Raw genomic sequence first — 23,335 nt, forward strand, 5'->3', positions numbered from 1 at the left:
CACTACCCCTCCCTAATCAATTCTTTATCAAAAACATATTTAACAAGTAAAAAAAGAACTATTATTGTCAGAAAGCATGCAATAAAATAACTAATTTCACTTGAGAAACTTATAAAAAAAGCATTTTTTAACTCATTATAAACATGATAAAAAGGGTGATATTTAATCCAACTTATTTCAAAAGATGTATTTGCAGATAAAAACACAGGTGTAGTTATAAACACTGCAACTAAAAGATATGCAAGAGAAAATTGTTTAAAATCCTTTAATAACATTGAACATCCAAATCCAACTAAAGACATAATTATGGATAAAATTCCAGTTTGAACTAGTACCTGAGGGAGTATTTTTATTCCTTCAAACAATCCAACATTAATTATTAACAAAAGCACTGTAAAACATAGGTCACATATCAGAAATATAGATACTTTTGATAATATAAAAAGACTTCTTTTTACAGGCAAAATACCTGTTATGCGCATTACACCCATTTGCTTTTCTTTAAATAGTAAAGAAGCAATACCTAAAAATCCAATTGCTACAATTTCAAAAAACAAAATCTCACAAGTCATTTCTTTTCGTAGTTTCATCTCAGATGTCTCTTTATCATCGATTTGAATTACTTCATCTTTTCCTGATGTTTTTACATCATTATCTTTTTCTGATAGTAACAAGGACAATGCATAATCAGCTCTATAATTATCAACTCTTTCAAGACTTTCATGCAAAATTACTTTTGCTCTATTCCCATTAGCATCAATCCCAACTGCATTTGTATCTTCAGATAGTTTTGATTTTAATTCATCAATAGAAGAAACAGGATGAATTAATGGAGATTCATACACACTTGTATTCTCTAGTTCGTACATATAAACACTATTGTGATAGGAATCTTCATCCATAAATTTTATATAGCCAAAATTAATATAGCATGAATAAAGTATAAGAGATGAAAATGCTAATATAAAGAATTTGCCATAAATAATCATCCATAAATCTTTTTTCATTAAAGTAAAAAATTTAGAATACATCAATATAACATCCTTCCTGTATATTTAATAAAAATTTCTTCTAAGGTAGGTTCTTTTGAATGCACACTCACTATTTCATCATACTCAAAAGTCATACCAGATTCCAATTCCTCTATATCTAAACTCTTAACCTCTCGTTTACCATGATGTATAAACTCAACTTCAACCTTATTATTACTGTTTTTCACCTTTAGATTTTTAGGGCTATCTATTGCTATGACTTTGCCATCTGCAATGAAAGCTACTCTATTACACATTAAATCAGCATCCAACATATTATGAGTAGTTAAAAATATAGTTGTTCCTTTTTTTCGTTCCTCTTCAATAATTTTACGGAACAATACAGCTCCAGATGGGTCAAGCCCACTAGTAGGCTCATCTAAAAACAACAGTTTTGGATTACTTATCAATGCCCTTGCCATGCTGATACGTTGTTTCATTCCTTTTGAATAAGATGATACAGGCTTGTTTATGAACTCTTTCTTAAACTCTAACAAATCTAAAATCTCACCTATATCTCTTCTCTGTCTCTTAGGATAAAAAGATGAAAAATATTCAAGGTTGTCAATTGCACTTAAATTTGTATATAAATATGGAAACTCAAATAGAACACCAATCTTTTGATATAAAGATTCTGTATATTCTTCAACTTCTTTGCCAAAAAGAGACACTTGACCGCCATACCCTTTTAAAACTCCATTTAAAATTTTTTGTGTTGTGGATTTTCCTGAACCATTAGGTCCAAGAAATCCAAATATCTCACCTTCTTTTACATCAAAATCAAGCCCATGTAATATCTGTTTATCTTTTCCATAAGAGAATGTCAGTTCTTTGACTTTTATCATATATCATAATCCTCCTTGTCCTTTTTTTCTTTTTGTCGCCTATCCCACCATTTTATAAATTTAACTTTAAATGGAATAGAAATTAAAACTATTAATACAATAATTAACCATGTATACCATTTCACAAATACCCCACCCTCCTGTTTTACTTAACCATTATCTTATTTATTTCTTTAGCTTATTTTATTGCCATCAAGTGAAATCAAAGTGTCTCTCTTGTGAAATTGAAGTGAAATAATAAAAAGTCCTGTTTTCACCAAGAAAACAGGACTTTTTATTAAATACTTTTTATTAAATACTTTACATCAAAACTTTTTATTAATTTTTTTATTAGGTATTTTTATTTTTTATCTTTTATGATTTATAAGCTATTCTTCACTCATCATCAACTGGAATCATAAAATAAAACTCTACTCCTTTATCACGATTTTTAACTCCATATTTTAAACCCTGCATTGTAAGTATTTGTGAAACAATAGCAAGCCCTAGACCAGAACCACCTTTTCTTTGAGATTCAGTACTACGATAAAATTTAGACCAAATCTTTGGAATCTCATCTAAATCTATAGTCTTACCATCATTATAAATCTTAAAAACAAGTAAACCATTACGGCATGTAACAGATAAGTCTAAATTGCCATTATATTTAACATGCTTTTTTGCATTGATAATTAAATTTTCTACTACTTGTTCCATTCTCATTTTATCTACAACAACAAAAACTTTATTTTCTGGCAAATCATAAGTAAAATAAAAATCAATATCTGGAACATCAATTAATAGACGCCCTGCTACAGTTTCAACAAATTCTATAAAATCAAAACGCTCTGGATTGAGTTTAGAGACTCCTGCTTCTAAAGCAGATAAATCCAATAAAGATACAATCATATTGTTCATTCTATCAGTTTCTTCTATAATGATGTTCATATAAAGCTTCTTCTTCTCTTCATCAACTTCATCCATAAGACCCTCTGTATAGGCACGAATAATACCAAGTGGTGTTTTCATTTCATGTGAAATTGTGTCCACCAATTCCTTTCTTTGCTCTAATAACATTCTTTCTTTATTTACATCTTTTTCAAGTTTGATATTTGCATCTTCCAGTTCTAACAAAGCCTGTTGTAAATTTGTAGACATTGTATTTAGACTCCTAGAAAGCTCTCCAAATTCATCATTCGTATTAACAGTACACGGATTAGAAAAATCTAGTTGTGACATACTCTTTGCAGATTTATTTATAGAAGTAATCGGCTCTGAAATAAACCTTCCCAATAAAAAATCAATACCTAAAATAAATATAATCATTACTATAAACCAAATCCAAAATCCAAACTTACTATTTATTGGAAGTTCTTCAACAATAAGATAAAACAATATAATAGTTGCTCCTGCTAATTTAGAAAGAAAAAATACTTTCTTTCTCACTGAGTATAATCCAAAATTTGTCTTAAGCCAATTTGACATATTTACATTCTTTAATTTATTTATAAACTTTCTTAAATTATCCATTATTTAACCTCAAACTTATATCCTGAACGAATTAATGTAACTATATGATGACCTTCATTACCAAGTTTTTTACGCAGAGTTTTTATGTGTGTATCTACAGTTCGCGTATTTCCTTCAAAATCATATCCCCATATACAATTCAATAGTTTATCTCTAGAAAAAACTTGATTAGGATTTTCCACAAATAAACGTAATAATTCAAATTCCTTATATGTTAAATCAATAAGTTTATCTTCTACATATACTTGCCTTGACTTCAGTATAATAAATATCTTCCCTACACTTAATGAACTTTTTGGAATATCGACAGTATACCTACGAAGTAAGGCTGTCACCTTTGCTAATAGTACCTTTGGACTAAATGGCTTTGTTATATAATCATCAGCTCCATACTCATAGCCTTTTAATTTATCTTCTTCTTCACCTTTAGCTGTCAACATAATAATAGGTATATTAGTAATTTCACGTGAAACTCTACATACTGAGAATCCATCTAAATACGGCATCATAATATCTAATATCATTAAATCTATATCAGTATTCTTTAGTATTGTAAGTGCTTCTACTCCATCATCAGCAGTTATGCAAGTATACCCTCCTTTTTGCATATATTCTACAATAATATCTTGCATTCTTTTTTCATCTTCTACAACTAGTATTTTAGCCATTATTATTTTATCACCTCAGCTTTTTAACTTTATTTTAGTTTATATTAATTTATTTATTTTGTAACTGTTTTTTAGAAAATAACATGTTTATAAAAATAATCTACCAATTTATAAAAATAGCCTGCCAACTTTGCTTCATGTTGGCAGGCTAAAAATTTTAAAAATACTTATTATATTATTTTAATGCTAGTTTATTTTTTTGATTAAAATATATTCTAAAACAAATTTCTTCAATTAATGTATAAATTGCACTTGTTATAAAATATAGACCTAAGGCTACTGGAGTTCTAACAGTTAATATAAGACTCATTATAGTAGTCATTATAACCGTTTGTTTATTAAATGTTCTTTGAGAATTCACCTTAAAATATGGTATATAATTTATCAAATTTGGAGCTAGCATAGTTAATGTGTATATACAAGGTAGTATAAATAAATTATCAGCTGTATTTAAATTAGCAATCCAAGGAATTATAACTGTTGTAAATCCCTTTGGCATGTTTAAACATACATGATACAGTGCATATATTACTGGCATTTGTAGTAAAATCGTGGAACACCCAATCATACTCTTCATACTTTCTACAGAGTGTATCTGTAGTTGCTTTTCAAGTTCTTTAGCATTATCCTTATATTTTTCTTTTATATGTTCCATTTTTTCTGCCAATTCTTGTTGTTTTTTCATAGAAAATCTTTGTTTTAATGACAATGGCATTAGTACCAACTTTACTATTAAAGTTATAAGTACTATTGCAATCCCAAAATCTCCTGTAAAACTAAATAATATATTTAATACCTCTTGTAGTATATTTGAAATGAAATCCATTCTATTCTCTCCTTTTATTTTAAATTCTTGAACTGTAATAGAATCATTTCAAATTAAAATATACTATAATACCTCCAAATATCATATTTTTGAAAAACAATATAATGCTTAGGCAATCTTTTTTCAGAATATGTAAATCTATTTATAAATATATTTCTTATCAAAACATATTTAACTCTATGATATAAGAGGTCTTTACAAAAGTAAATTATGCATACAAGGATAGATACTAATAATGTCATATAAACTAGTATATACAACAGATTATCCATATCCAATCTCATTACATCACCTCATCAGTATTTATATTTGTTTTTATGTCTATGTCTATGTTTATGTCTATGTCTATGTTTATGTCTATGTCTATGTTTATGTTTATGTTTATGTTTAGATAATTATAGTATATTAATCACTTAATGTAAATATACAAGTACTAATACCTTGATAAAACTATATTAAATTTTTAGTGTTATTTTTACCAGAATTCTTATGCTCTACTTCTAAAGACAATGACTTTTTTCTAAATTAATGATAAAATAATTAAAACAATTTTTCTATATGCAAATATGTTTTATGTAAACATAACGTAAATATATGTTTAAAACTAATATAATCTTTAAAATAAAAAACCATACTTGAAAAAATTAACAAAACTAAATGGAGGTTACTACAATGATAAGCGATTCTATATCGAAAAGACGTAGCATTAGAAAATATAAAAATCAAAGTATTTCACATGAAACTATAGAGAAAATAATTGAAGCTGGAATAAATGCACCTTCATCTAAAAATAGACAACCATGGAAATTTATTGTTGTCACTGAAAAAGAAAAAGAATCTATGCTTAGAGCTATGAGCAAAGGTATTCAAAATGAAATTGATAACAATGGACTTCTTCCAGAAAGTCGCCAACATATTGCAGGAGCAAATTATACTGTTGAAATTATGAAACAAGCTCCCATAACAATTTTTATTTTAAACAAGTTAGGAAAGTCACCTTTAGAAAACTTATCTGCTGAAGAACGTTTTTATGAAATGGCAAATATACAATCAATTGGAGCTGCAATTCAAAATATGTCTCTTACAGCTGTAGAGTTAGGCCTAGGTAGTCTTTGGATTTGTGATGTGTACTTTGCATATCATGAATTATGTGAGTGGTTAGATACAGATAGTCAATTGGTTGCAGCAATATCCTTAGGTTATCCTGATGAACAACCATCAAAAAGACCTAGATTAAAATTAAATGATGTAACTGAATGGAGATAAATAACTATTTATAACCAAAATATGGTAAGTAAATTCAATAAAAACAATTTACTTACCATAAAAAATAATTTGCTTACTATACTACTAGAACTATTGAAGATTATCTTATACCTCTACAATCTCCTTATGATTACTCACCACTTTATTTTGCTTTATAGTCAATGCTTTCATTTCATGGACTGCAAAATATATACATACCATTGCAGCAGCGGCATCCGCTATTGGCCCTGCATACATTACTCCATCAATACCCATAAACATCGGTAAAATCACTATTAATGGAATTAAAAACAGAATCTGACGAGTCAAAGAAGTAAAAAGTCCCAGTACTGATTTCCCAATTGATGTAAAGAAAGTTGATGATACTATTTGAACACCATTTATAAATGTTAATAACAAGAAAGTTCTAAAGTAATGTTCTGCAAATATAAAGTAAGTTTCATTCCCATTACCAAATATAGATGTAATTTGTCGTGGGAAGAATTGGAAGCATAAGAATGCAATAACAGATATAACAGTTGCACTTCCTACTGCCATCTTATAAGCTTCTTTTACACGAGTATATTTTTCAGCCCCATAATTGTATCCTATGATTGGTTGCATTCCTTGTGATATACCAATAATTATAGATATAAAAATCATATTTACTTTAATAATGATACCAACACAAGCAAGTGGAATCTCACTTCCATAAACTGACATTGCTCCATAATATGCTAGTGTATTATTCATAACTATTTGTGTTACAGTCATTGCTAATTGGTTAAAACATGAACTTGAACCTAGTGCAAATATATGTTTATAAATCATACTCTCTAATTTAAAACTCTTCTTATGTAGTTTAATATGTTGAAAATTCATTACATAATAAACACTAATTCCAAAAGATATAAGTTGCCCAATAACAGTAGCTAAAGCAGACCCAGCAATTCCCATATCAAGCACAAATATGAATAGTGGATTTAAAATGGTGTTGATAACTGCTCCTACCAACATACAAAACATAGAAGCTTTTGGTTTTCCATCAGCAAGTATCAACTTACTCATTCCAGTAGACATTATAAGAAATGGCAATCCAATTGATGTAATCTTTGTATATGTGTGTGCATAAGGTAATATTTCTGATGTGGAACCAAAGAATTTTAACAGTGGTGTTAAAAATATTGATACTATTATAAATAAACTTATTCCAAATATAGCCATCAAGCAAATAGAATTTCCTGCTGCTTTTGTAGCTTTTTCTGAATTTTTAGCTCCTAATTCTAATGAACACTTAGATGCTCCTCCAATACCTAACAATAAAGCAATTGCAGTACATATTGTTGTTAGTGGAAAGGTAACATTTGTAGCAGCATTACCTAATACCCCAACACCTTGCCCGATAAAGATTTGGTCAACAATGTTATATAAGGCACTTACTAACATCGCTATAATACTGGGTATTGCATACTTAGTCAATAATTTTGAAACTTTCTCATACTCCAATGGCTCTTTATATTTTTCTTCCATCTTCCTTCGCCTCCAATTTTGCTTCTTCATTCATATCAATGGCTATAAAAGCAGTCTTTTTTAACATTGACATGAACAACTCTTGCTCTTCTTTTTCAAATGAACTTAACAATTCTTCTACATACCCATTCGTTATTTTTATTATTTCATCGTAACATGCCAAAGATTTTTCTGTAGGATACAAATGCCACGTTCTTTTATCTTTAACACTTGGCTCTCTAGTGATAAATCCTTCTTTTTCTAGGTTTGCCAAAGCTCTTGTTATGTTACTAGGATTTACAAGAATTCTTTTAAATATAGTATCCTGTGTAATACCTGGATTACTACATATGTGTAATACATAAAAATATTGGCTATTGTTAATTCCAATATCAGCCAATTTTCTGTCAATATAGTTTGTGTTATATCTATTTATAATGGAAACCCATTTTAATAGCTCTCTCATCTTTTCTCCTTATATTGTTATTTATATTTTAATTGCGAGCGCAATAATCTATTTGCTCATGCAATTATTTTACTGCTAAATTTATACTTTGTCAATAGTCCATAATTCCTAATTCCTGTTGAGTTTTTGTAAACTTTATCTAAATTTTTGATTATTTCTTTAAATCTTCTTATATATCTAAATAGCTTCATTTTATCAGCTATTCGGTCATTTTCACTATTAAAAGTTGAAATTAACACCAAGGCAAATTAAAGCCTGCTTTTAAGCTGTCATATCGATGTAACATAATATCGTAAATTAGACAATACATAAATGAATAGAATTAAAATCAAGTGACAGCAAGTAAAATCAAGCTATAACTTCTTTATTTCGTTATAATGAATATAGAGTGATTGAAACGAGGTGAATAGTTAAATGTATGAGTGGCAACAACAAATTCAGATAATCATTGACGAGATTGACAAATGTATTAAAAATTACAATGGCGAAGTCTTAACGCTACGCTTTCTTTCTCGCAAATTGGGATATTCTGAGTTTTATACAACGAAAAAATTCAAAGAAATATCGGGTATACAGTTTAGAGATTACTTGCGGAATAGAAAATTAGCCTTTGCATTAAAAGAGGTTCGGGACAGTGATAAAAGTCTATTGGATATTGCTTTTGATTATGGGTTTTCATCGCATGAAGCTTTTACCAGAGCTTTCAAAGGAACTTATGGTGTAACTCCGAGTGAATATCGAAAAAATCCTAAGCCAGTCGTTCTTCGTACAAAAATAACCCCTTTTGACCGCTACTTTTTAGGATTGGGAGAAATAGGTATGATTAAATCAACAGATGGTGTCAAGATTTATTTCGCAACCATACCTGCTCACAAATTTTTGTACATTAAAAACAATGAGAGTAACGGGTATTGGGATTTTTGGCGAAAGCAAAGCCTTATTCCAGGACAGGACCACGAAACAATTTGCGGTTTGCTCGACAGTATCAAGGGTAAATTGGACGATGACGGTGGAAGTGAAGCTAACTGCGGAAGCGGTCAGATTATGGCTTACATGAACGATTCGGACGGCAGGCTCTGCGATTGGGGTATTCTTCGTACAGAGTGTTGGGGCGTACGACTTCCTTTTGATTATAAAGGGGAACTGCCACCACAAATGCTTATGATTGATATTCCCGAAGCCGAGTATATTATCTTTGAACATGGTCCGTTTAATTATGAACAGGAAAATTGCAGTGTGGAAGAAAAGATTGAAACGGCTATGGCAACTTTTGATTACACTGGTAAGGGTTACTGTCCTGATATTACCCCTGGAAGAATCATGTACTTTTATTATGACCCAGAACAGTATTTTAAGTACATTAGACCTGTGAAAAAGATGTAAGCCTATCCACTGTAAAATACTCACTAAGTGGATAAGACGTACTCGATAAAATAAAATTTACGGAGGCAAATTAAAAATGACTAAGTCTATTTGTGGAGTTGATTGTAGGAAATGCGAATTGAGTAACACTTGTAACGGATGTGCTGAAACAAAAGGTCATCCTTTTGGTTCAGAGTGCATGGTTGCATTATGTTTGAAAGATGGGGAAAATGCTCTATACAAATTCAAAAAGAATTTGATTACAGCATTTAATGCACTTAATATACAAGATATGGAAGAAGTCACAGAACTTAATGCACTGAAAGGCTCTTTCATTAATATTGAATATACCTTACCAAAAGGTCAGATTGTAAAGTTTTGGGACGATAATAAAATTTATTTTGGAAATCAGCTTTGCAAAAAAGACAGTGACAGATATTATGGAATTATTGCTGACGAAAAATATCTCATGGTATCTGAGTATAGCGGTTATGGTTCTGATGCTGAGATTGTGGTATTTAAGCATTGGAGGTAAACGCAGATTAGAAGTTGAAGCGAAGATTATTTATAACAGATGGAGGTTCTTTAGGTTGGAAAAATATATTGCTCTTTTGCGTGGCATAAACATTAGCGGTAAAAACAAAGTGTCAATGCCATTATTAAAGGTGGCATTTGAAGATATGGGATTTTTGAATGTTAGCACCTATATCAATAGTGGAAATGTTCTTTTTTCCAGTGAAAACAACGATAAAAGTGAAATAAGTAGCCGATGTAAAGCCATGATAGAAGAAAGATTTATGTTAGATGTCCCCATAGTAATCATTTCACTAAAAGAATTATCGGAAGCTTTGGATAACACTCCCAAATGGTGGGATATAAATTCTGATGAAGAAGTGATACATCAAGCTATCTTCCCTATTCCACCTGTCACTATTGAAGAAGTATATAAGGCTGTTGGAGAAGCCAAACCAGAATATGAACAGGTTGATTATTATAAGAATGTGATTTTTTGGTCTGCACCAAGAGCTACATTATCAAAAACAAGGTGGTATAAAATTGCGAGTTCTTCAGTTAATAACAAAGTAACAATTAGAAATGCCAGCACTACAAAAAAATTATTTTTGCTATCAAATGAGTAAATTTATTATTGGCATAACATGGAGTTCACAAATTTCAGTTTATCTTTATGATTAACTGACTAGAAAATTTGAAAGCAATCTAACATCGTCATTCGTACAAATCTAAGAAAAAAATAGAGCTGGACCCAGATAATTCGCAATATATATTGACTGTCTGAGGTGTTCGCTATAAATTCAACGAAGAAAAACCGTAGGTTATATATCACTAATTAGTGAATTATATATAATCTGCGGTTTTGTGCATTACTCAAATAATTTATATACTTTTAATCATATTGTCATATCAAATCTCTTACACAATCGGTAAATTAGTAGTAAATTCAACTCTTAAAACTTAAGATATTGATAATAAACCTAGTGTTTAAGCGATAATCTGTATATCTATTTTAAGTTTAATTTAAAAACATGTTGACAGTCTATATATTATTTGTAATAATTAATATATCAAATCGATATATACCTAAACAATATATACCTAAACGATACTAGGAGGCACTATGTTAGAATACATTATTTTAGGATTTCTGATGGAAAAAGAATTAAGTGGATACGATTTAAAACAAAAAATGTCACAAAGTACTTCATACTTTTTTGATGCTAGTTTTGGTAGTATTTATCCTGCACTCAAAAGATTAGAAGAAAAAGGTTATATCTGCTATCGTGAAGTTATAGATGGTGGTAAATTAAAAAAACTATACTCTATAACTAATATAGGAAAATCATACTTTCTCGAATGGTTAGAAAAACCAATTAAATTTTCTAAGACAAAGCATGACCACCTTGTTAACATATTTTTTTATGAGTACTTACCTAAAGAAATAATTGAAACAAACTTAAAAATGTTAATAGCTGAAGTTGAATTACTTTTAAATAAATTAGATACACAGAAAACTGAGGTGGAACAAAATTGTTGTATTGACCAATATACATATATGTATTTCACAATGATTTATGGAGTTGACTATTATAGTTTTGTAATTAATTGGTGTAATGATTTATTAAAAAAATTGTAGGATAGAATTACAAAAGTCAACCTACATAATATAAAGGGGGTAAAACTTATGAGACTTTTAATACATGATTTAACTGAAAAAGATTTAGATAATTTATTACCTAAACTTGATAACAATATAAAAATACTTTCAAACAATGAAGAAATCCATAAGTGTATTGGTTGCTTTGGTTGTTGGATTAAAACACCTACTACATGCGTCATAAAAGACTATTACAGGAACATGAGTAAATTGATAGCTGATTCTGATGAACTTATTATACTAAGTAGATGTTGTTATGGTGGCTTTAGCCCATTTATTAAAAATATACTTGATAGAAGTATAAGCTATGTACTTCCATACTTTGTAATGAAGAATAATGAAATGCATCATAAGAATAGATATGAAAAACAGATAAATTTAAAGGTTCTATTCTATGGAGATTATATTACAGATGCTGAAAAAGATACTGCTACTAATCTAATACGTGCAAATGCTGTAAATCTTAATATGAAGGAACATTCTGTTTCATTTTTTAAAAATCCACAAGATGTAAGAGGTGAATCTTTATGAATATAGTAATGATAAATGGAAGCCCAAAAGTAAAAGAAAATAATTCACAATACTTTTTATCTGAGGTAGAAAAACTTATACAAAAAGATAATGAGATTTTCACATTTAAAATAGACAATGTATCTAAGTATCCTAAAGCTATTGATTCCATACTTAATTGTGATAGGTTAATAATTGCATTTCCTCTTTATGTAGATGGTATTCCTTCTCATTTAATTAGTTTTTTAGAGGAATGTGAAGAACTTGCAAAGAAACAAAATAAAAAATCTATTCCAGTATATGCAATAGTTAACTGTGGATTCTATGAGGGACAACAAACTCACTTAGCAATTCAAATGATAGAAAATTGGTGTAAAAAGGCTAACTTTACATGGGTTCAAGGAATCGGAATTGGTGCTGGAGAAATGATAGGTTCATTAAAATCTGTTCCTTTAGGTAAAGGTCCAAAAAAAAGCTTAGAAACTTTATTAGGAGAACTATCAAAGAATATACTTAGTAACAACATAGATAGTAACACTTCTAGTAAAGATACTATTTTTATCTCACCTAACTTTCCTAGATTTGCATATAAATTTATGGCTAACCACCAATGGACTCCTCTAGGTAAATCAAATGGATTAAGCAAAAGTGATATACTAAAAAAATAAAACATTATAACAAAACTGACATTTAAAAAAGGCTCTTACCTATAAGAACCCTTTTTTCTATACATATAAACTTTATTCAGCTTCTCTAATTCTTTCAACAATACTATCCTTAGAAACATTATGATAAACTATTAAAGGTACTATAGATGTTATCAAAAATACTATTAATATACTTATTATAAGTGCTCCTACTGGATAAGCATACACAGAATATCTTAATTTCATAATATTAAATCCTAAAAATGTTGCCATACTTCCAAAAGTAAGATTTACAATAGTTATTATCACCCCATAATAAAAACCTTCAAGTATTATCATTTTTTGAAGCTGTTTTCTTGTCATTCCTACTGCCTCAATCATTGCAAACTCTTGTTTACGAGACATTATATTTGTTATCATAGTATTTATAAAGTTTAGTACTCCAATCAATCCTATTATAAAGACTGCACTCATACCTACAATCTTTATAACCTTTTGACTCTCTCTTGCCTCTTCTATATAGATATTTTTTGAATAAACTTTTGTATATGGATTATTGTATTTCTTATTCAAATTATTTATTTTATTTTCAACAGACTTCACATCACCATTTGTATCAATTACCAGACTTTCTACATATGGCTTTATAACCATATTTTTAAAGTCATTTTCATTAATGTACATTCCCATATTAAAATTTTGTGCACCATCAAAAACTGCCATGACTTTAAACTCTTTATCTATATATCCTTCCCCTATAGTATCTCCTTTTAAATATCTAAACTTAATTTTATCTCCTGCTTTTATTTTACTTCCTTCATGTCCATTAATTACTACATATCCGCCTTCATCAAATTTTTTCTCATCTATAGAACCTGACAGTATTTTAGAATTCTTTTGAGAATATATATTATTGTTTTTTGATAGTTTACTTAATAATCTACCTGAAGATAATCCAACTGTATCTGAAGCTAAAAAACCATTATTTTCTGCAATTTCTTCTGGGTCTCTGCCTTGAAGAAATTGCTTTTTATATTCTTCATCTACTTTTTGAGTCAATACTTCATCTTTTAAATCCCCTTCATAAACTATATAACTTAAATCCTTATACACCTTACTTACATTACTCACTCCATCAAGATTCTTAATATCTTTTATAAGATTTTCATCAATTGGAGCAACTTCGTTATCTTCAAATTTCGCAGTATCTGCAAGCCCATGACGTATTTCTATATCCCCTAACATCATACCTTCAGCTGCTCTTTCTGGGTTAGAACTACTTATAATTGCAGATACAGTCAAAAATATTATACAACTTAGTGACATAGAAACTAAAACTAGAATAGCTTTGCGTCTATTTCTAAATATATTTGAAAATGCCATCTTATGGATTTTAGAACCATGTTTCCCACTTTTAGACTTACGTTTAATCCTATTACTTTTATCACTATATCTTACAGCGTCTATAGGAGATACAGAACTTACAATCTTAGCAGGTTTTCTGCATGACAATCTAACAGTTACATATGAAAATATAACAGCAAATACAAATATTAACGGATTGAAATATTCAAATGCAGTTTTATTTAATCCCTCCATAAACTTACCAACCAGAGGAACAAATACCATCCCTAGTAAAAATCCCAATACTAAACCTATTGGTATAGCTACTATACATAATCTATTAGCTTGTTTAATAATCAATTTTTTTAATTGATACGGTGATGTCCCTATTGTTTTTAATAAGCCATAATATTTTATATCTTTAACAACTGAAATATAAAAAATATTATATATTAATAAATATCCACTTAAAAGTATAAGTATTACAATTAAGATTATTGGCAATACATTTTTAACAACTTCTTTGAAAGTAGTTGCTTGTTTACTTAAGTATATGGGATTTATAGTTGCTTTTCCTGAATAAGGTTGGATTTTCTCAATTAATTTATCAAATTTAGACTGCAAATCTTTATCATTAAAAAAATTGAAGGATACACTTGTAGGAGCTACCTCATGTGTTTTCTTGTAATTATCATAGAAGGCTTCACTTGTGAATACATCATGAAGAGGTATTGCTATAGCTGTTTTGTATTCAAAATATCCAACTAGTTTAAATTTGAATGTTTCTTTTTCATTAGTTAGTACTCCATCTTCAGTTTTTGGAATTATTAATTTTACTTCAGCACCTATTCTATGAGGTACATCTATCATATCTAATATCTTTGTAGGCATGACTATTTCATCATTATTTTTTGGTAAACTCCCTTCAATCATCTCTACATTTACAGCACTTTCAAGGCTTTTTTTATCATAAACAGTTAAATTCACTGCCTGCGTTGAAAACTCTGGATTTTTTAAACTTGCTATGTTTTTTACTATTCCAATACTGTTTTTATCTACTGAACTATCTTTTCTTATAATGTCAATCTGTCTATTACTTAAATCTTGAAATTGAACATGGCTCTTTGTCCCATATTCCATAGCTTGATAATTATTAAAAGCTTCCAACATACTATATCCTACTGTAAACAATGAGGTAAACAAAACTGTAGTTAATACTATTGCAAGCACTGAAATTATATTTCTCATTTTATTCGTTTTAAAACTTCTATCACTTAATTTTTTTATAATTTCCTTATTGTTATTTTGTAACATTGTTCTCACCTCTATTTACAACTTTTCCATCCTCAATCCTTATAATTCTGTCAGCCATTTGAGCAATTTGTTCATTATGAGTTATCATAATTATAGTTTGGCTAAATTTACTACTAGTAACTTTTAGAAGCCCTAACACATCTTGTTCTGTTTTGCTATCTAGGTTCCCTGTTGGTTCATCAGCTAGTATTATTGATGGTTTTGTTGCTAAAGCTCTTGCAATAGCTACTCTCTGTTGCTGTCCTCCTGATAGATTATTTGGAAGGTCATCCACTTTTTGACTTAGTCCTAAAACGTCTATTATTTCATCTATATATTTAGTGTCTATTTTGCACCCATCAAGTTCTATAGGTAATACTATATTTTCATAAACATTTAGTATTGGAACTAAGTTATAATTTTGAAATATAAATCCTACATTACGTCTTCTAAATATTGTAAGTTCTTCATCATCCATAACAAATATATCATTATTATCAACAATTACTTTTCCATCACTTGCTCTATCAAGTCCCCCTATCATATGTAACAAGGTACTCTTTCCACTTCCTGATGTCCCTACTATAGCTATAAACTCTCCTCTATTTATACTTATATTTATTCCATCTAAAGCTTTTACTATATTTTCACCCTTACCATAATATTTTTTTAAATTATTAGTCTCCAGTATTTTCATAATCATATCTCCCTCTTACTTTATTTTATATATTTTCTAATTGTATATTAAAATTTCATGCTTATTGATTCCTTACTTAGATATTATCATGTAAGTACCTCTCTAATCCTCACAGTACTGTTATATTTTAGATATGAATTATAACAATTTTGAGATATTTTGTGATATTTATTGAAGTGAAACTAAAAATAGTGCATATGATGTTATCTAACAAACACTATATACACTACTTCTAAGAATTTTTGATTTTATTTTCAAGTTATATATTATAATCCTCAATTTTAAATAAATGCTGAGTCTAATTTTTCATATAAACATTAAACGTAGTTCCAATATTCTTTTGAGAATCTACTTTTATATATCCATTCTGTTTATTTATAATTTCTCTTGCTAAGTACAATCCCACTCCAATACCTTCTATATTTCCAACTTCTATACTCCTATAGAACCTTTTAAATATATTGTTTATTTCACTTTCATCTACACCCATTCCATTATCACTTATGATAATTTTAGTGAATATATCCATTTTATCAACCTTTATACTTATTTTTCCTCCCTCATGGGTATATTTTACTGCATTTTCTATAATATTAAATAAAGCTTCACTAGTCCATTTTTTATCATGGCAAACTTCAATTTTATCATCTAAATCAATTTCTAGTACTATATTTTTTTCTTCTAATTTTAAAAACACTCCACTTAATGCGCTTGCAATAGTATCACTTATTCTACTTTTAGTCGTATTCAAAGATATAATACCAGTTTCTAATCTAGAAATTTTTATAAGGGCTTTTCCTAACCAGTCCAATTTATTTACCTGACTTTGCATGTTTTCTAAAAACAATACTTGATTCTTTCTATCTAATTCTTTATGCATTAGAGTTTCATTATACATAGATATATTAGCTATTGGTATTTTTATTTGATGCGATATATCTGATATCAAAGTTTTTATATTTTCTTTTTCCGCTGAATACTTACTATTTTTAACTTCCATAACCTCTATCATATATTTAATTTTATTTTGAACTTTGGCAGTTAAAGTATCTTTATTTAAATCAAAGAGCATATTTTTATTACCCAATATAAATTCATCTATGTTATATATAATATTGCTACTAAATTCAACTATGTCTTTTCTTATTTTATATACAAAAAATAGTGATAAGAAAAACATAGTAAATATAAAAATTAAAATTATACAATTAATATTTACAATAAATTCAGCTAAATCAGGATGCATATATAAAATTTTGTTAGTTTGCATTCTTATTATTATTAAGGATAGGCATGATACTATGAAATATATAATAGAAATGTTTTTGTAATAGTTCTTACTTAAATTTTTATTATTTTCCATCTTGTTCACCAACCCACATATACCCGATTCCATAAATAGTCCTTATGTACTTATGTTTAGATGTCTTCTGGTCTATTCTCTTTCTCAATCTATTTATATTTACAGTCAATGCATGTTCTTCCATATATTCACTATCATTGTCCCATATGGCATCTATTAATGCTTGTCTTGTGACTATTTCATTTTTATGTTGTACCAATTTCTTTACGATTCTATATTCTATGGGTGAAAGAATTATATTTTCCCCATTCCTACTTACAGTCAGATTAGCAAAATTAAATTCAAATTCGCCCTCAAATAAGACCTCTTCTTGCATTTCAATATTACATCTTCTAAGCAATGCTTTTATTCTTTGTAGTAATATATTTATACTAAATGGCTTTGTTATGTAATCATCTGCTCCTATCTTAAATCCATTTACAATATCAGATTCCATATCACAGGCTGTCAAAAATAGAATACCTACTTTTGAACTAGTTCTTATTTCTTTGCACAGGTCAAATCCATTTCCATCAGGAAGATTTACATCTAATATCATTAAATCTATTTTTTCTTTCTCAAATTTTTCTTTAGCTTCTTTTAGACTATATGCTGGTACAACTCGAAATCCATCACTTTGTAAGTTAAAACATATACCATTATTAAGCATAATATCATCTTCTACAACCATTATAGTTTCCATTTTATTTCCTCCATATTTTTTATACACATTAAATCATTGGGTTCCCCATTTTATTATACTAATTTTATTTTCTAAAAAACTATTATTATCTTAAGTTTTTATTAATTCAAAATAAAAAAAGTGTATATTTAGTAATTTTAACTAATATACACTCATTATTGTTTATAAGTTTATAAATGTTTTATTTTAGTTTGCCATAGTCTTCATCAGATACAGGCTCCAACCATTCATTAAAAGCTCCCTCTGCTGGGACTTCTACAGCTAGATGCTGAAACCAACTATCTGGTGCAGCTCCATGCCAGTGCTTTACATCTGGTGGTATATTAACTACATCACCTGCATGCAATTCCTGTGCTGGTTTGCCAAACTCTTGATAATATCCTCTACCTCCAGTTACAAGTAAAATCTGTCCACCCTTATGATGTATGTGCCATGAATTAATTGTAGAAGGAGCAAAAGTCACGTTCCCGATTCCCACACCAGTAGTAGTAAGCATATTTAAATAACATTCTCCTGTAAAATACTGTGCAAATGCTTTGTTTTCTTCCCCAATAGGGAAAACTGCTCCTGTACCTAAATCTTTTTCTCTATCCATATTTAATACCTCCTATGCCTTGCTTAACTATTCTTACATTTTTAGTATACGACTTAAAGTTAACTCAAGGTCAATAGCTTTTTAGTATTATCATAATTTAATTTTTAGATTAACTTTATTCTTTTAAATCATCATAACTTGTTATAGATTTTTTTACATTCAGTAATTGGTCTACAAATTGATTAGCAGGGGCATTTGAGATATTTTCAGGAGTATCATATTGTTGAATGACTCCATGATTCAATACCAAAGTTTTTGTACCTAAAATCAAGGCTTCATAAATATCATGTGTAATAAAGATAATTGTAATTCCTGTTTTTTTATGAATTTCTTTTATCTCTTTTTGTAGCTGTTTTCGTGTAATTTCATCAACAGCACCAAAAGGTTCATCCATCAATAAGATTTCTGGTGAAGAGGCTAAAGCACGTGCAATCCCTACACGCTGTTGCTGACCACCTGATAATTCAGATGGGTATCTTGTTTTCATATCATTTGCTAATCCCACGATTTGCATCCATTTATCTACAGCATTTTTTATTTCTGACTTATTTTTTCGATTAAGGAGATTTGGCACATATGAAATGTTTTCTTCAACAGTCATATGAGGAAAAAGAACACTTCCCTGAACACAATAGCCTATTTTTCTTCTTAATTTAATTAAGTCCTCATTTTTAATGTCTGTTTTGTTAATTAAAATATCTCCTCCATCTGGCAAAATCAGACCATTAATCATTTTTAGAAGTGTTGTTTTTCCACTTCCAGATGACCCAATAACAGTTAAAAATTCTCCTTTTTCTATATCTAAATTGAGATTATTTATGATTGTTTTATCATTATATCGTTTTTCAATATTTTTAAATTGTATAATAGGTGTCATTATATTTCCTCCAATTATAAAAGTCCCTTTTTATTCAAAAACTCGCGTGCAACTTCTCTAGGCTCTAAATTATTATTTTCTACATCATAATTCAATTTAGCCATTTCTTTATCAGTTAAAATATTTTTAACCATCTGGAATACTGCTGAAAGTTCTGGATGTTCCTCTAACACCTCTGAACGAATAACATTTCCACATTGATAAGATGGATAAAAGCTTTTATCATCATTTAAGACTACAACATCTGAAACACTATACTGTCCATCAGTTGTAAATATAGGCATTACATCAATTTTCCCCTCATTGATTGCCTGATATTTAAGTCCAATATCTAAATCAACTGTGTTTTTAAAGTGTAAGTCATAGGTATTACATAGTGGAGTATAGCCATCTTCTCTTTCATAAAAATCATACTCTGCACCAAATGTCAATTTAGAAGATATATCTCTTAAATCTGAAATATTCTTTAGTTTATATTTATCTGCAATTTCTTTTCTAACTGCCAACGCATAACTATTAGAAAAACCATACATACCAGTCCACTGCATTTTAAGTTTAGTTTTATATTCAGATTGTAACTTCTCAAACATATTTTCAGTATATAGTTCATTTTTCTTCAGTACCATATTCCAGCCTGTACCTGTATACTCTGGATAAATATCAAATTCTCCATTGCCCATAGCTGGCTGAATATTGGATGTTCCTCCGCCTACACCTTGTGTAATTTCTACTTTCAAATCTGTATTTTTTTCAATTAAAATATCCAATATTTCACCAAGAATATATTGTTCAGTCATTGGTTTTGTAGCGATATGAATAGTTTGAGCCTTTGCAGAATTAAAGAAGTAAGATGTAAAGATAGTTATTATAAGGATAAGACTTCCTAGAATGGCAAATACTTTTTTCCTATTTTTCTTTTTTCTTTTTCTTTGTAAAAATCTTTCTACTAATCCTAGAATGAAATCAAATAACAAAGCCAATAGAGCAATAAGAATACTTCCAGTGACTGTCATTACTGTGTTGTTTGTTGTGATTCCTCTATATATAGCTACACCCAGACCACCAGCACCTATAAATGAAGCAATACCAGTCAATGCAATTGTCATAATAACCATATTTCTAATACCAGACATAATAACAGGTAAGGCTAGCGGAAGTTTTATTTTATATAGTATCTGAAAGTCTGTACTTCCTATACCTTTCGCTGCTTCAAGGATATTTTTATCTACATTAGTAATTCCAGTATATGTATTTCTAACCATAGGTAATAATGCATATATAGTAAGAGCAATAACAGCTGTAGTATTTCCAATTCCAGAGAATGGTATCAAAAAACCCAACATAGAAATAGATGGTATGGTGTATAGAAAATTAATAGTCCCCAATATTGGCTTAGACGACTTATGAAATTCACTTACAACGATACCAATTATACCACCTAAAACAATTGCAATTACTATAGAAATAATAGAAATTGTCAAATGTTCGATGGATAGTTTTATAAAAAAATCACTTCTTTCAGATAATAGTGTTAGCATATCGTTTAGCATTACTTCCACTCCTTTTTATGAGTTTTACTTAATAAGATTCAAATTATAAAATTATAGTTTAGTGATAGCTCTCATCGTACCACACTAAATAAATTATTCCATAAATTACATATTAAGGTCATAATATCAAACTTTCAAGTAGGCACTAAAAAGTAACTAATAGAAAATCCTACTTTGTCAATCTTCATAAAAATAATAAAAAATGTCAGAACCGTTAAAAACTTACTATTTAAACGGATTTCTGACACTATATTTAATTAAATTTGAATATTTATCATATTATTTATTATTGTTAAACTTAACTATCATATTATATACCCATTATATTTACTCATATATCATCTATATTTATTGTATTTTATTTATTATACTATATATTTTGCTGTTAGTGATATTTTATCGTTAGACAATTCTTTTGGGGTTCCTTCAAAGATTACTTTGCCACCTTTTGTCCCTCCTTCAAGACCCATATCGATAATCCAATCCGCTCTTTTAATTACATCTATATTATGTTCAATTATGATAACTGTATTTCCATTATCTACAATCTCTTCAATTATATTTATAAAATTTTCAATGTCAGCCATATGAAGCCCAGTTGTCGGCTCATCTAATATATACACTGAACTTTCCTTATTTAATTCATTAGCAAGTTTTAATCTTTGACACTCTCCTCCAGATAATGTATCTAGAGTTTGCCCTAAAGTAAGGTATCCGATTCCCATTTTTTCAATGCACTGTAATTTCTTTTTAATCTGTTTTAAACTAAAAAATTCAATCGCATCTGAAACCGACATTTCAAGAAGTTCTATTATATTTTGCCCTTGAAATCTATATTCTAAAACTTCTTTTTTAAATTTTTTCCCTTCACAAATATTGCAAGTACTTTTTATACTTTCCATAAATGCAAGATTTGTTTGTACTATTCCAGACCCTTTACAATTATCACAAGCTCCTTCTGAGTTTGAGCTAAACAAAGACGCTTTAACACCATTTGCTTTTGCAAAAATGTTTCTTATATCGTTCATAATTCCACTATATGTTGCTAAGCTTGACCTAGAATTAGCTGATACAGAGCTTTGGTCTATTAATACAGCATTTGTATTTTGCTTTAAAAATTCATGTTTAATTAATGTACTCTTACCAGCTCCTGCTACTCCTGTCACTAAAGTTAATACACCTTTAGGTATCTTTATAGATATATTTTTTAAATTGTTTTGATTACAATTTTTAACCTCTAAATATCCTCTATGTTCTCTTACATTTTCCTTAATAGAAAGAGCTTTATTTAAGGCATTTCCTGTTAATGTCCCACTTGAAAGCAACTTTTCATAACTTCCTTCATATACAACTTTACCACCATACCTCCCAGCTTTCGGACCTACATCTACAATGTGGTCTGCAATTTTAATCACGTCTGGGTCATGCTCAACAACTATAATTGTATTTCCTTTATCACGTAATTTTCTTAGAAGATTATTTAATTTATAAACATCTCTTGGATGAAGACCTATACTTGGTTCATCAAAAATATACATCAAATCTACAAGGTTACTATTTAAATATTTTACCATCTTTATACGCTGAGATTCTCCACCTGATAGTGATGATGTCTCCCTATCTAAAGTTAAATACCCTAGACCTATATCTATGATGTTATTTAGTTTTTCTAGTATCCCTTTAATTAGAGGTTGTGCTTCTGGCTCATTTATATCTTTAATAACCTGATAGTACCTAAAGTTGACCTTGAATTACCTCCAAGTCTACTTTGGTCTATAATAATTGGTGTTGATAAATTTTCTATACAATCAGCTTTAACTTCTCCATATTTAGGTAAAAAACTTCTTACAAAAGTACTAAATCTCTCGTTTAATTGACGTTGTGATTCTTTTGCAATTGTTTCAAAAACAATAGATGATTTTCCAGAACCAGATACACCTGTGAATATGGTTATTTTTCTTTTTGGTATTTTTAATGAAATATTATCTAGATTATTTTCCTTACATCCTTTTAAAACTATAAATTCATTACTCATACTGTATCCTCCTAAATTGTTTTTATAGCAAATTATAGCACGTAACTTATCCCATGGTTGTATACTGTAGGGTTTAAAATTTCATATAAAAAGTCCATATAAATTTAT

23 protein-coding genes and 1 pseudogene are annotated in these 23,335 nt (G+C 28.9%); 7 read left to right on the forward strand and 17 right to left on the reverse strand.

All coding sequences use genetic code 11. The annotated features are described in order from the left end of the window. Nucleotides 1-2: 2 nt before the first annotated feature. From KGF41_RS14950 to KGF41_RS14970, 6 genes are all read right to left on the reverse strand, one after another. Entirely contained in the window at nucleotides 3-1,031 is a 1,029-nt protein-coding gene (locus KGF41_RS14950) for an ABC transporter permease (protein ID WP_227856925.1), read from the reverse strand. After that, complete coding sequence (locus tag KGF41_RS14955) at nucleotides 1,031-1,876, reverse strand: ABC transporter ATP-binding protein (protein WP_227842393.1); 846 nt, start codon at nucleotides 1,874-1,876, stop codon at nucleotides 1,031-1,033. Before KGF41_RS14955 ends, KGF41_RS14950 begins: the two co-directional genes overlap by 1 nt. After that, nucleotides 1,873-2,001 carry a hypothetical protein gene (locus tag KGF41_RS20940; protein WP_304521268.1) on the reverse strand — a complete coding sequence of 43 codons (129 nt, stop codon included), beginning with the start codon at nucleotides 1,999-2,001 and terminating at the stop codon, nucleotides 1,873-1,875. The genes KGF41_RS14955 and KGF41_RS20940 overlap by 4 nt, the downstream gene beginning before the upstream one ends. A 250-nt stretch (nucleotides 2,002-2,251) precedes the next feature. After that, entirely contained in the window at nucleotides 2,252-3,385 is a 1,134-nt protein-coding gene (locus KGF41_RS14960; RefSeq protein ID WP_227856926.1) for a sensor histidine kinase, read from the reverse strand. Beyond that, nucleotides 3,385-4,053 carry a response regulator transcription factor gene (locus tag KGF41_RS14965; RefSeq protein ID WP_227828358.1) on the reverse strand — a complete coding sequence of 223 codons (669 nt, stop codon included), beginning with the start codon at nucleotides 4,051-4,053 and terminating at the stop codon, nucleotides 3,385-3,387. Before KGF41_RS14965 ends, KGF41_RS14960 begins: the two co-directional genes overlap by 1 nt. Before the next feature lie 175 nt (nucleotides 4,054-4,228). Then, entirely contained in the window at nucleotides 4,229-4,879 is a 651-nt protein-coding gene (locus tag KGF41_RS14970; protein WP_227854834.1) for a membrane protein insertase YidC, read from the reverse strand. A 672-nt stretch (nucleotides 4,880-5,551) separates the two neighbouring features. Here KGF41_RS14970 and KGF41_RS14975 point away from each other — a divergent pair. Beyond that, nucleotides 5,552-6,145 carry a nitroreductase family protein gene (locus tag KGF41_RS14975; RefSeq protein ID WP_227856927.1) on the forward strand — a complete coding sequence of 198 codons (594 nt, stop codon included), beginning with the start codon at nucleotides 5,552-5,554 and terminating at the stop codon, nucleotides 6,143-6,145. A 105-nt stretch (nucleotides 6,146-6,250) separates the two neighbouring features. Here KGF41_RS14975 and KGF41_RS14980 read toward each other — a convergent pair whose 3' ends face one another. Genes KGF41_RS14980 through KGF41_RS20945 form a run of 3 tightly spaced genes read right to left on the reverse strand, consistent with a single transcriptional unit; the run spans nucleotide 6,251 to nucleotide 8,290 of the window. After that, a complete protein-coding gene (locus tag KGF41_RS14980; protein ID WP_227856928.1) occupies nucleotides 6,251-7,654 on the reverse strand; it encodes an MATE family efflux transporter in 1,404 nt (467 codons plus the stop codon). Next, entirely contained in the window at nucleotides 7,638-8,099 is a 462-nt protein-coding gene (locus KGF41_RS14985; protein WP_227828354.1) for a MarR family winged helix-turn-helix transcriptional regulator, read from the reverse strand. The genes KGF41_RS14980 and KGF41_RS14985 overlap by 17 nt, the downstream gene beginning before the upstream one ends. A 56-nt stretch (nucleotides 8,100-8,155) precedes the next feature. Next, on the reverse strand, nucleotides 8,156-8,290 hold the full coding sequence (locus KGF41_RS20945) for a hypothetical protein (protein ID WP_255611440.1): 135 nt from the start codon (nucleotides 8,288-8,290) through the stop codon (nucleotides 8,156-8,158). Nucleotides 8,291-8,513: 223 nt separating this feature from the next. Between KGF41_RS20945 and KGF41_RS14990 the strand changes: the two genes are divergently transcribed. From KGF41_RS14990 to KGF41_RS15015, 6 genes are all read left to right on the forward strand, one after another. Next, entirely contained in the window at nucleotides 8,514-9,482 is a 969-nt protein-coding gene (locus KGF41_RS14990) for a helix-turn-helix transcriptional regulator (RefSeq protein WP_227828352.1), read from the forward strand. A 76-nt stretch (nucleotides 9,483-9,558) separates the two neighbouring features. After that, nucleotides 9,559-9,996, forward strand: a complete 438-nt coding sequence (locus KGF41_RS14995; RefSeq protein ID WP_227842397.1) for a DUF3795 domain-containing protein — start codon at nucleotides 9,559-9,561, stop codon at nucleotides 9,994-9,996. A gap of 55 nt (nucleotides 9,997-10,051) precedes the next feature. Beyond that, nucleotides 10,052-10,600, forward strand: coding sequence for a DUF1697 domain-containing protein (locus KGF41_RS15000; RefSeq protein ID WP_227842399.1), 549 nt, complete (start codon nucleotides 10,052-10,054; stop codon nucleotides 10,598-10,600). A 497-nt stretch (nucleotides 10,601-11,097) separates the two neighbouring features. Next, complete coding sequence (locus tag KGF41_RS15005) at nucleotides 11,098-11,613, forward strand: PadR family transcriptional regulator (RefSeq protein WP_227856929.1); 516 nt, start codon at nucleotides 11,098-11,100, stop codon at nucleotides 11,611-11,613. A gap of 48 nt (nucleotides 11,614-11,661) precedes the next feature. Continuing rightward, complete coding sequence (locus KGF41_RS15010; protein ID WP_227828349.1) at nucleotides 11,662-12,165, forward strand: flavodoxin family protein; 504 nt, start codon at nucleotides 11,662-11,664, stop codon at nucleotides 12,163-12,165. Continuing rightward, nucleotides 12,162-12,812, forward strand: coding sequence for a hypothetical protein (locus KGF41_RS15015; RefSeq protein WP_227828348.1), 651 nt, complete (start codon nucleotides 12,162-12,164; stop codon nucleotides 12,810-12,812). The genes KGF41_RS15010 and KGF41_RS15015 overlap by 4 nt, the downstream gene beginning before the upstream one ends. Nucleotides 12,813-12,884: 72 nt before the next feature. On the opposite strand, the gene KGF41_RS15020 is transcribed toward KGF41_RS15015, so the two are convergent. The 8 genes and pseudogenes from KGF41_RS15020 to KGF41_RS15055 form a co-directional block, all read right to left on the reverse strand. Further along, nucleotides 12,885-15,449: an ABC transporter permease gene (locus tag KGF41_RS15020; protein ID WP_227856930.1), complete on the reverse strand. Its 2,565-nt coding sequence runs from the start codon at nucleotides 15,447-15,449 to the stop codon at nucleotides 12,885-12,887. Further along, the gene (locus tag KGF41_RS15025) at nucleotides 15,436-16,125 is read right to left on the reverse strand and encodes an ABC transporter ATP-binding protein (protein WP_227842404.1); all 690 of its coding nucleotides are present in this window, start codon (nucleotides 16,123-16,125) and stop codon (nucleotides 15,436-15,438) included. The genes KGF41_RS15020 and KGF41_RS15025 overlap by 14 nt, the downstream gene beginning before the upstream one ends. A gap of 298 nt (nucleotides 16,126-16,423) precedes the next feature. Beyond that, the gene (locus tag KGF41_RS15030; protein WP_227854838.1) at nucleotides 16,424-17,488 is read right to left on the reverse strand and encodes a sensor histidine kinase; all 1,065 of its coding nucleotides are present in this window, start codon (nucleotides 17,486-17,488) and stop codon (nucleotides 16,424-16,426) included. Beyond that, a complete protein-coding gene (locus tag KGF41_RS15035) occupies nucleotides 17,478-18,170 on the reverse strand; it encodes a response regulator transcription factor (RefSeq protein ID WP_227828344.1) in 693 nt (230 codons plus the stop codon). Before KGF41_RS15035 ends, KGF41_RS15030 begins: the two co-directional genes overlap by 11 nt. Nucleotides 18,171-18,351: 181 nt before the next feature. After that, nucleotides 18,352-18,765, reverse strand: a complete 414-nt coding sequence (locus KGF41_RS15040) for a cupin domain-containing protein (RefSeq protein ID WP_227828343.1) — start codon at nucleotides 18,763-18,765, stop codon at nucleotides 18,352-18,354. A gap of 115 nt (nucleotides 18,766-18,880) precedes the next feature. Further along, entirely contained in the window at nucleotides 18,881-19,642 is a 762-nt protein-coding gene (locus KGF41_RS15045; RefSeq protein ID WP_227828342.1) for an ABC transporter ATP-binding protein, read from the reverse strand. A gap of 14 nt (nucleotides 19,643-19,656) precedes the next feature. Next, on the reverse strand, nucleotides 19,657-21,192 hold the full coding sequence (locus tag KGF41_RS15050; protein WP_227856931.1) for a glycine betaine ABC transporter substrate-binding protein: 1,536 nt from the start codon (nucleotides 21,190-21,192) through the stop codon (nucleotides 19,657-19,659). A 365-nt stretch (nucleotides 21,193-21,557) separates the two neighbouring features. Beyond that, a pseudogene (locus KGF41_RS15055) lies at nucleotides 21,558-23,227 on the reverse strand (ATP-binding cassette domain-containing protein). Nucleotides 23,228-23,335 lie beyond the last annotated feature (108 nt).

Source organism: Clostridioides sp. ZZV14-6150 (assembly GCF_020657875.1).
GTDB lineage: Bacteria > Bacillota > Clostridia > Peptostreptococcales > Peptostreptococcaceae > Clostridioides.